Raw genomic sequence first — 10,244 nt, 5'->3', positions numbered from 1 at the left:
TTTGATTTTCCTGGGGTAACTCCGTTCCGGTCATTAAACTTTCGCAGCCAGTACCATAACTGCCTGGGGCTGATGCCTTCATGGGCGGCGCACCATTCTCTGACGCTTTGCCCACTCATCTTGTATTCGGCTATTCGGGTTTCCCATAGCGCTTCCCGTTCGGCTTTGGTCATAAGAAAAAATCCTCCTCATCGAGCTTTTATCTGAGGAAGATTATCCCTTAAACTTGGGTATTATGCCAAGGTGGGTTGTATTTGACGCTTACGTGCTGATCGATGGGGAAAAACTTGCGGAGTTAATGATCGAATACGGCGTGGGAGTTACTGAGGTAGCTCGGTATTCCCTTAAGAGGATTGACTCTGACTATTTTGAGGAGGAACAGTAGTTTCCCGGGCTATAATAGTTCAGCCTGCGAGATTGCAGGACTCCAAGTCGGCGGGTTACCTGTGCTGCTGTGTCAGGAAACCGATGCTACTCATGGAACACGTGAGTTCGGTGGTCGAAGCTCTGGCCAGAGTCAGGTCGCTGTGCGTGCAGTTCGGGTGGAGTGCATCGAGAAGGTGGAGGTTCATAAAAGCAAACAGTGCGTGCGTATCCTCCAGCCCGGAGGAGAGGGCGAAGTTGGTGCGGGGGATGTACGCCGCCAGGGACAGGGCTGCTTCCAAGCTGCTCCCGGACAGGCGCGAAGCCGTGTGGTGGTGCTTTTATGTTAGCTGAGATATGAAAATGCCGGATAAACTCAACAGGTGGCAATAGTTTAATTTAATTTTAATTAATTATCGGGGTGCTCTAGTTTGAAGAATTTATTTTGTTGTAACAAAGAAACCATGCAACTTTATCCCCTGTCTAATGTGGATGGGCGTTACCTGCATATTTTTTTAGGTTGCGGCGAATAGATGAGTTTGTTAATACAAAGATTCCTTGAGAACTGTTTTGGGGCCCATCATCTGTATATTGAGCAGGAATTTAACCCTTTTTTTGACGAAATGGGTAATATATCCATGTTCCATGATTTACCAAAGATGTTTCTTAACAAATCGACATGTTAACGCCAAAAATAATCCCTGAAGGGCAGATGACGTTACCCGAAGACGGCATATACTGGCATAGACTTATCCAGAAGTGAGGGGATTAGCGCCATGCAGTTATTACCCGGCACCGAAGTTTACGCACGTGGGCTGCGTTGGGAGGTGGTTTCCAGCGAGAGTCTCGGGCCGCAAACCTTATATCGGCTTCGTGGGATGGAAAACGCCGTCTTAGGTCACGAAATTGACATCCTCTACCCGTTTGAGTCGATTGAACCCGTACGTCACGAGCTTCGGCCTGATCGGGCGGCTCCGCTGATAAATTGGCTGGTCTACCATCAGGCGTTTTTATTGGAACAGGCGCTGGGCCCCGGCGCTCTGTTGGCCGTTCAACCGGGGCGCCTCCGAATTGAACCCTACCAATTGGTGCCGGTATTGCGGGCGATACGCATGAGTCGCGTCAGGCTTTTGCTTGCCGACGGCGTCGGCCTTGGTAAAACTATTCAGGCCGGGCTGGTAATCACCGAACTGGTGGCCCGCCGCCTGGCCCACCGGATTCTCGTTGTTTCCCCCGCTGGACCCCTTATGGAGCAGTGGCATATTGAGATGTCTGAGCGCTTTGGATTGCGGTTCGAGGTCATCGACCGCGCAAAACTTGAGGAAATTCGCCGGAGCACAGAACTGGGCTCAAATCCGTTCGATTACATCCCATTAGGACTTAGTTCGATCGATTTTCTCAAGCAGGAGCGCGTGCTGGATCAGTTAGAACGCGCTAGTTACGACGTCGTTGTGATCGACGAAGCGCACCACTGCATGGATATCGGTGCCTTGGCAGACCGTGAGGATTCTCAGCGCCGGCGCCTTGCCGAGGTTCTAGCCCGGCGTTGCGATTCTCTGATTCTGATAACAGCAACCCCGCACGACGGATTTGATCGGTCGTTTGCCTCTTTGTGTGAGTTACTCGACCCCTCGTTGGTCGATGGTCGCGGCTCGCTGAGGGGCGAACGGTACCGGGCTCACGTCGTCCGCCGCCTCAAAAAACACATCCTTGTTGCCAGCGCGTCCGATCCGGCGAAGAAAGAACCGCTCTTTAAAGAACGGGTGGTGACGCCGGTTCCCGTCACGCCCGATCCGAAGCGACATGCCAGGTTCACTGAGTTGCAACGTACCCTTCTGAACCTCATCGCGCCAGAACTGCGTCGGGCGTTTCGCACCCGGAACTACAGCGACGTCCTCGCCTACATGGCGTTGCTCAAGCGCAGCGTTTCCACCGCTTTCGCCTGCCGACAGACTCTGGCGGTTGTCGCAAGCCGATTCCAGGAGTTTTTGACCGATACTGCCCAAATGCAAGAGGTCCGACGTCAGCGCCTAAAGACGCTCCGGGATTACGAACGAAAACTCGAGCGTTTCGGTTCCATTAGTGCCGAAGAAGAACGAGAAAGAAGCCTCCTTGAAGCCGAAGACCTGGCTCATCAGCTTGCCACGTTGCAGCGGGAAATCGCGCGCGGTTCCCGCCAGCAGACAAGAGTGGCCAATATCCTCGAGAAACTTAACGAACTGATTAACCTGGCAGAATCAGCACAAAAGCACGACCCTAAATTGGAACAGTTGGCTGTGACAATCCGGGAAATTCGCGAGAATGAGCCAAATGCCAATGTACTCGTTTATACTGAATACGTCGACAGCCAACGAGCTGCGGTCGACGCCTTAAAAGCCGCCCAAGTTGGACCCGTTATTACGATGAAAGGTGAGGACGATGAAAAGACAAGGGCCGCGGTGAGCGAACGATTCCGCACAGAAGACAACCTGATTCTTATCAGTACCGATTCCGCCGCCGAAGGTCTCAATTTGCACCAGCGCTGCCACCATCTTATTCACTTGGAACTGCCGTTTAACCCCAACCGGCTGGAACAGAGAAATGGGCGTATCGATCGTTACGGCCAAACCGTAGAGCCGCAGATTAAGTACTTGTTCCTGCGCGGAACCTTTGAAGAGAGGATTTTACTGCGTCTAATCGCTAAGTATGAGAAGCAGCGTGCCCGGCTAACCTTTGTTCCTAACACGCTGGGTGTCGTTACCTCTACTGAAGCAGCCCAAGCCCGGCTGCTTAAAGGGCTTATTGATGAAGACAACCGGTTGTTCCAGGATGAGCCTTACTTGTTCTATTTTCATGAAGGGGACGAAGCCGAGGGCGCCGATGAAGCTACGCGTGAACTGTTAGAGGAGATTGATCGGAGCTTAAACGGGTTCAAAAGAGCTGCCAGTGCCCATGCCTGGTTGGGCGATGCCGGACTTAACGCGGAAGAAAAGCTTCTAGAAGAAGCCGAAGTAGCTCGCCGCGAAGGTAGCCGGGCGGAACACGTCGATCTGGCGAAGTTCGTACGCGATGCCGTTCTGCTCGACGGAGGCGAAATCGTGGAACTCCAGGACGATTACTTTGTCTTACGAATTCCCCCGGCTTGGTCACATGGGCTTAATGAACTTCCAGGTTACGATCCTGATCAGAGATTGGTTCGCTTGACAACCAAATTGGACGTTACTAGAGATAAGCAGGGGCACCCAGTCGGTTTCCTAGGTCGGGCACATCCGCTCGTACGCCGGGCGCTGGACCGGGTTCGCAATTTGTCGTTCGGAGCGACTGCAAAACAAGGGCAAGATCCGAGAGTCAGTGCCGTTAAAGCCGACGTTTCAGGGCCAACGCTGCTCTTCACCTTCTTGGGCCGCGTTTCCAGCAGTGGCGGACGCGAATTTGAACGAGTTCTGGCAGTTTTAGTAAACCAGGCTGGCGAAACTCAATTTTACGACTCCGCGGAGAGCTGGTCCCACCTGGTCGATCCCGCTAAGGCCGTTCGCACCACAGAGCTGTGGAAAAGGCTTTTCGAAAGTTGGGCCGGTGAGGCCGAGGTACGAGCAAAAGAGGTGGCAAATGCTGGATTCAAGCCGATCGCTGAGGGGTTTATCGCCGAGCGAAAGAGGGCCTTGCAAAGAGAAAGGGCTGATCAGAACGAGTGGCTTCAGAGGCGTGCCGAAGAGATTACGGGAACGACTGGTAGACCCGTGTGGGTCCAAATTAGCCTCTTTGATCAAGCTCCCGCGACTGATACAACCTCGGCACCGGCTTGGCAAAAGATCAATGATCCCGTTAAGCGGCTAGCGGCCTTCCACATGGACCGCAACCAGCCGCCGGCAGCCCGGAGTGAAGCTGAAGGCGTACTAAGAATCTATAAGCAGCGGATGAATTTCATTGATAGTCTATTAGATCTACGCGAGCCGGAGATAATCCCGCTAGGCTTATTAATGCTTATTCCGGAGGTGCAATATGGCGCTTGATCTTGCCGACTGCCAGTTTCAGGGACCGGCCCTGCCGGAGCCGTTCGTCAAATTTGAGCTGGAGAAAGAGCTTTCCAGGCTTAGACTGTTGCCCAAAACAACGGGAACTGAAGACAGGCAGATAAGGGAGAATTGGAATGTTTACCGCCGGAAGCTGCGGGATCTCACGAACAGCGGCGGACCGCTGCGTGTCCAAAACCACGTAATCGAGCCGTTGGTTTCCCTGCTCGGCTATAACCGGCTGGAAAATGCGCCAGCCGTGCAAACCCGGGAGGAGCTGGAGTCGGGTGGCGTTCTGCTTTTAGGCGAAGACGGTGCGAAGCTACGTGCCTGGGCCACCGCTTTTAACGAAGACCTGTACGCTCCGTCAAAGCGTGGCAGGGCCTACCGCTTCAGCCATTTACGGATCGCCCAGCGGGTGCTTTTGGCCACCGGCGAGAGGCTTGGTCTCCTTACTAACGGCACTCAGTTGCTTCTGCTCATTTCTGACCCAGCCCGTCCTGATTCAACAGTCTCAATCTCCATCGATCCGGTTTGGAAACAAAGCCGCGACGTGCCTGATTCTTTTCGCCTCTTGCTTGCAATTGCTTCACCAGATGGCGTGAGGGCTCTGCCCGAAATTGTCGATAAGGCCCGCTTATATCAGTCCCGGGTGACTAAGGAATTACGGTTCCAGGCCCGCCGGGCGATTGAACTCTTTATTCAGGAGATCCTTGATCATCCGGACAATCGTAATTGGTTCGCCAATCAAACCGATCGGGAAACCCTGGCTAAGGCCCTTTGGCGAGAAGGACTGATCATTGTTTATCGGCTGTTGTTTATCCTTAAGATGGAAGCTAGCGATGACCCGGCCCGGTCGTTCAGTTTTGCGTCGACGAGCCTGTGGCGTAACACCTTTTCCCCAAGTATAACCCTGGCTAGCTACGCCCGTGACGTGCTAGAACGGGGGGCAGAGACGGGCAATCTACTCGAATCCGGTCTACGGGTGCTTTTCCGGATGTTCGAACAAGGGTTGGAGTGCACGGAGTTGATCGTAAAACCGCTGGGAGGCACTCTCTTTGGTCAGGATGCTACACCGATCCTTTCCAATCTCACTTGGGGTGAGCGAGCGGTGGCCTGGCTTTTGGATCAACTGCTGTGGACGCCGAAAAGACGCGGGGCTGATACACGAGAGCGAGTCCACTATGGTTCGCTGGATGTGGAAGATCTAGGCCGGGTATATGAAGCATTGCTAGAACTAGAGCCGGGAATCACATCCGAACCTATGTGCCGACTACGGCGACAGAAGCTCGAAGTGGTGGTTCCGGTTGCACAAGGTGAAAAGTACCGGCCGGGCCGCCCAATGGAGTCAGACATGCTAGCTAATGCTGATGACTTGGAAATAAGCAACGACGATAGTGAACAGGACGACGACCGGCCGGCCCGCGGGAACAAAACAAAAGTCGAGTGGGTAGAGGAAATCCCACCCAATCGATTCTTTCTTCGGGTTGGCTTTGGTCGAAAGGCGAGCGGCTCGTACTACACTCCGCACTCATTCGTTCGCTTCCTGGTTCAGGAGACGCTTGGACCGCAGGTATCCGAACGCAGCCCACAGGACAATCCCCGGCCTATGGAAATCCTTAAACTCAAGGTGCTCGATCCGGCCATGGGAAGCGGTCACTTTCTTGTTGAAGCCTGTCGTTTCCTGGGCGAAAAGCTCTATGAAGCGTGCCGGCTTTGCGACGAGAAGGCGCTGGCCGCGGAACGTCGGGCCGAAACTGCTAAAACAAAGGAAGAGCGTGCAGCTGCTGAAGCCGAAGCCCGCGAATGGCGACAGCGAGTCATCGATCTACCCGATCCAAATGACGAATTGTTAAAGTATCTTCCCAGCCGGTCGCCCGAAAGAGAAGAATCTGGGCTGTCTCTAAAGCGGGCGGAGGCCCTCTGTCGTCGGCTCGTAGCCACACATTGCCTTTACGGCGTGGATAAAAACCCGCTGGCCGTCGAGCTTGCCAAGCTTGCCCTGTGGCTGGAATCCCATGCTGAGGGGATGCCGCTCACTTTTCTCGATCATCGCCTTGTGGTGGGCGACTCGCTGACCGGACCGTTTTTTGATAAGCTTATCTTCCGACCCGGCAATCCGGAAGAACGGATAGAAAATCTGTTCCATCAGGCCTTAAGTGCCAAGTTTTCAAGCGCTCTTAACAAGGCCATCCAATACGTAAACGAACTCGAAGCCAGCGTTGGAATTACACTGGCCGACATTGAGAACAAGCGGCGAATTAAAGCTGAGTTAGACCGAGCATTGTTACCCTTCCGGGTTGCAGCAGCTGCCTGGTCGGGTGGGGTGATGCTTGGCCCTGAAGAGTGCGACGACCACGCCTATACTGAAATGCTCCAATTTATCGCTGACACGGGAGATTTGCCGGAGCAGTTATCGTCAGATCGGCTTCGAAAAATGATCGCTCGTGGTCTAGGTGTAGATGAGATTCCCATCGACTGTGACGTTCTGCGTCATCTCCTCCGGTCTGGTTGCTGCGTGCCGGCGTTACCATACGATCTCACGTTCCCAGAAGTTTTCTATCCGAATGGTCAACCAGGTGGGAGACAAGGGTTTCATGTTATTTTAGGGAATCCACCGTGGGAACGAATGCTTCCCGCCGATAAGGAGTTTTTTGCCTCGTACGAGTTTGCTATCCTGGATGCACCAACCAAGAGAGAGCGGGACGATATTAAGAGGCGCTTACTGGCCAATCCCAATATTAAGCCAGCATACGATGGTTATATCTCTCAGTTCCGTGATAGTGAACGCTTATTAGACGTACTCTACAAGTTTCAAGTCGTTGAGGTAAATGGAGAACGGACTATCGGCAAGCAAGATGCTTTCAGGGTCTTCATGGAACGTAATTCCCAACTCTTAAATCGAAATGGTTGGACGGGAGTTGTTGTACCATCAGCGTTTCATGCCAACGAGGGTGCCACTGGGGTGCGCAGGCTATACCTAGAGAAGATGGCCCTCCACTGCTGTTACTCCTTCGAAAATCGCCGCAAACTGTTCGAGATTCACTCCAGCTTTAAGTTCGCGTTGGTTGTGGCCGAAGCCGGTAGGATAACAGAGGATTTCTATTGTGCTTTCTATCTCCATGATGATGAATGGTTGTTTGCCGAAAAGGGTGGTCGGGAGCCGTTGCGTTATACTTTAGATTTTGTACGCCGTACAGGCGGTGATTATTTAAGCTTATTAGAATTACGCTCCAGCCGGGATCTCGGAGTCGCACAGGTTTGCTTTACCAAGGGAAAATCATTTGGACAGGTATGCGAACGCTTGGCTATCCAATTGGGGCGTGAACTAAATATGACTGATGATTCTTGGCGATTTACTCCGACCGCCGAGGTACTACCTAACGGCGAGGACCCACGTGACCCGGAGGCGGCCAAGCGGCTTCTAAACATGGGGTACTTGGTCTTACACGAGGGAAAAACCTTCTGGCATTACGACGACCATTGGGGGGATCGCCCTTTATACTGCGTTTACATAGAAAAGCTTAGTGATAAGCCAAGCTGGCTTCGTGGCAGTCGCTACTTCCGGCTCGCATATCGCGCAATAGCTTCATCTACCAATGAGCGAACTGTAGTTTTCAATATGCTCCCTCCCGGGTACGTTTTTGGTAATAGTGCACCTGTTGAACAAGCGCCACACAAGAGCCCTCGCTCGTTTGCACTTCAGCTCCTTGCCCAATCTAATACCTTTGTGTTTGATTGGACTGCCAGGGTACGAACTGCAGCGAATATCAATAAGTTTATCCTATTATCGTGTCCTTTGCCCATGGTTGGAGAGCAAACACGCTTCTTTTGTCACGCTTCCCTGCGACTGGTGGCCAATCATGACGGCTATGCCCCCCTCTGGCAAGAACAGTTGGGGAACGTGTGGCGCGAGCCGGGGAAACCACCGTTCACCTGGCCGGTCTTGACTACCGACGATGAACGCTGGGAGGTCCGGGCAGCCATCGATGCTGTCGTCGCCGACGCTTACGGCCTTTCCCGTGAGCAGTACGCCCATGTGCTCTCCACTTTCAGTCACGCAAGTTACCCAAGGGCTCCGGAATTGTGCCTGGCGAAATTCGACGAACTCAAGCAAATCGGTCTGGAGGCCTTTACGAAGAAATACGACCCCTACTGGGATATTCCGCTCAACGAAAACCTCCCCCAGCCGGTTATCGACCTGCCGGTTTCTCTTGAGGATAAAGATCAGGACGTGGGAAACGGCCTGGGAGAAGACCAGCATGGGCAGCTCAGGCTAGTATTTGAGAGGGAGAACGACCAATGAAATCCATCAGCGGCACCTTTAAATCGGGGGAGCCATCCCTGCCGGACCTATTGAAGGATATTCATAATGTGAAGGATATTCATAATGGTAAGATCCAGCTTCCGGAGTTCCAGCGAGGCTGGGTATGGGACGATGACCACATCCGTTCCCTAATCGCCAGCGTTTCGATGTCGTACCCAATCGGGCGGTGATGCTGCTGCAAACTGGAGGCGACGGGGTCCAATTTCAGCCACGCCCCGTCGAGGGCGTTACCCTGGACGGAGAAGTGAAACCGGATTACCTGATTCTGGACGGCCAGCAGCGCTTGACCTCGTTATACCTGGCTTTGTTCAGCGGTAAGCCGGTTCCGACAAAAACAGCAAAGGAGCAGGACATCAAAAGAGTATATTATCTTGACATTGCAAAGTGCCTCGATCCGAATGAAGATCGGATTAAGGCGGTTCTTTCGTTGCCCGTGGACCGGAAGATAACCTCCGACTTTGGCCGCAAGGTAGAGTTGGACGTAAGCACTACGGAAAAGGAATATGAGCAGGACCTGTTCCCTTTAGGGGTACTTTTCGATCAATCCCGTTATTCAAGCTGGCGGCGCGGTTATCAGAAGAAATATCGGTTTGTCGAAGACAGGCTCGATCAGTTTGATGCGTTTGAAGCGGAAGTGGTTGAACGCTTTAAAAGCTACCGGGTGCCAATCATTGAATTGTTACGCGACATACCCAGGGAGGCCGTATGCCATGTCTTTGAGAAGGTTAACACCGGCGGCGTGACCCTTACAGTATTCGAGTTGGTGACAGCCATCTTTGCCGCCGACAAATTCAACCTGAGACATGATTGGAATGCCAGACGGGAACGCCTTCATGATCATGAGGTACTAAAAGGCGTTGATGAGACCGCCTTTCTAACGGCTGTTACTCTCCTGGCAAGCTATCATCGTCACCTGCAAAATCCCCTGACCCCTATTTCTTGCAAACGTAAAGACGTATTAAGGTTGAACCTGAGCGAGTATGGCCAGTTTGCCGGTCTGATTGAGCAGGGCTTCGTGCTGGCGGGTCGTTTTTTAGCCAGCGAGAAGGTTTTCGACACGAAAACACTCCCATACACGACACAGCTCATTCCTCTCTCTGTAATATGCGCCGTGCTAGGTGATCGTTTCGAGCAAGAACCAGTGCGTCGTAAGCTATCCCGGTGGTTCTGGTGCGGAGTATTCGGCGAACTATACGGCGGAGGAGCCAACGAAACCCGTTTTGCGTTCGACGTTCCTGAGGTTATTGCCTGGATCGATGGCGGAGAGTTACCGCGCACGATTCGGGACGCGACCTTCAACCCTACCCGATTGCTGAGTATGCAATCGCGGCTGAGTGCTGCATATAAGGGCCTCATGGCACTTTTAATGAAGGCCGGAAGCAGGGACCTCCTCAGCGGCGATTCCATTGAAGTTACCAATTACTTCGATCTGGCCATCGATGTTCACCACATCTTTCCAAAGGCATACTGTGAAAAACAGGGATACTCCCGTGGCCTGTGGAACAGTTCTCTCAACAAGGCCCCTTTGTCGGCAAAAACGAACCGCATAATTGGCGGCAGAG

Annotated in this window: 7 protein-coding genes; 6 read left to right on the top strand and 1 reads right to left on the bottom strand. The window is 52.9% G+C overall.

What is annotated here, in order from left to right; translation table 11 throughout:
• Positions 1 to 173 (bottom strand): IS66 family insertion sequence element accessory protein TnpA (gene tnpA / locus BUA65_RS19385; RefSeq protein WP_131821548.1); only part of this gene is annotated, 173 nt, incomplete at its 3' end.
• Positions 174 to 235: 62 nt separating this feature from the next.
• Between tnpA and BUA65_RS19290 the strand changes: the two genes are divergently transcribed.
• The 6 genes from BUA65_RS19290 to BUA65_RS19265 all read left to right on the top strand — a co-directional run.
• Entirely contained in the window at positions 236 to 385 is a 150-nt protein-coding gene (locus BUA65_RS19290) for a hypothetical protein (protein WP_207543928.1), read from the top strand.
• Positions 386 to 527: 142 nt separating this feature from the next.
• On the top strand, positions 528 to 713 hold the full coding sequence (locus tag BUA65_RS19285) for a hypothetical protein (RefSeq protein ID WP_131821547.1): 186 nt from the start codon (positions 528 to 530) through the stop codon (positions 711 to 713).
• Positions 714 to 1,139: 426 nt separating this feature from the next.
• Positions 1,140 to 4,355: a helicase-related protein gene (locus BUA65_RS19280; protein WP_072871411.1), complete on the top strand. Its 3,216-nt coding sequence runs from the start codon at positions 1,140 to 1,142 to the stop codon at positions 4,353 to 4,355.
• Positions 4,345 to 8,661, top strand: a complete 4,317-nt coding sequence (locus tag BUA65_RS19275) for an N-6 DNA methylase (RefSeq protein ID WP_072871409.1) — start codon at positions 4,345 to 4,347, stop codon at positions 8,659 to 8,661. Before BUA65_RS19280 ends, BUA65_RS19275 begins: the two co-directional genes overlap by 11 nt.
• Positions 8,658 to 8,852, top strand: a complete 195-nt coding sequence (locus BUA65_RS19270; protein WP_072871406.1) for a DUF262 domain-containing protein — start codon at positions 8,658 to 8,660, stop codon at positions 8,850 to 8,852. The genes BUA65_RS19275 and BUA65_RS19270 overlap by 4 nt, the downstream gene beginning before the upstream one ends.
• Positions 8,852 to 10,244 (top strand): DUF262 domain-containing protein (locus tag BUA65_RS19265; RefSeq protein WP_072871404.1); only part of this gene is annotated, 1,393 nt, incomplete at its 3' end. The genes BUA65_RS19270 and BUA65_RS19265, both read left to right, overlap by 1 nt.

The organism is Desulfofundulus thermosubterraneus DSM 16057 (assembly GCF_900142025.1).
In the GTDB taxonomy this organism is placed as follows: Bacteria; Bacillota; Desulfotomaculia; order Desulfotomaculales; family Desulfovirgulaceae; genus Desulfofundulus; species Desulfofundulus thermosubterraneus.
The sequence above is the reverse complement of the archived record's forward strand: the minus strand, read 5'-3'. Positions and strand labels throughout refer to the sequence as shown.

Excerpts from the sequence above, each read along its gene's own strand:
- BUA65_RS19270 (WP_072871406.1), top strand. The coding sequence starts at position 8,658 with ATGAAATCCATCAGCGGCACCTTTAAATCGGGGGAGCCATCCCTGCCG.
- BUA65_RS19275 (WP_072871409.1), top strand. The coding sequence starts at position 4,345 with ATGGCGCTTGATCTTGCCGACTGCCAGTTTCAGGGACCGGCCCTGCCG.
- BUA65_RS19280 (WP_072871411.1), top strand. The coding sequence starts at position 1,140 with ATGCAGTTATTACCCGGCACCGAAGTTTACGCACGTGGGCTGCGTTGG.
- BUA65_RS19290 (WP_207543928.1), top strand. The coding sequence starts at position 236 with ATGCCAAGGTGGGTTGTATTTGACGCTTACGTGCTGATCGATGGGGAA.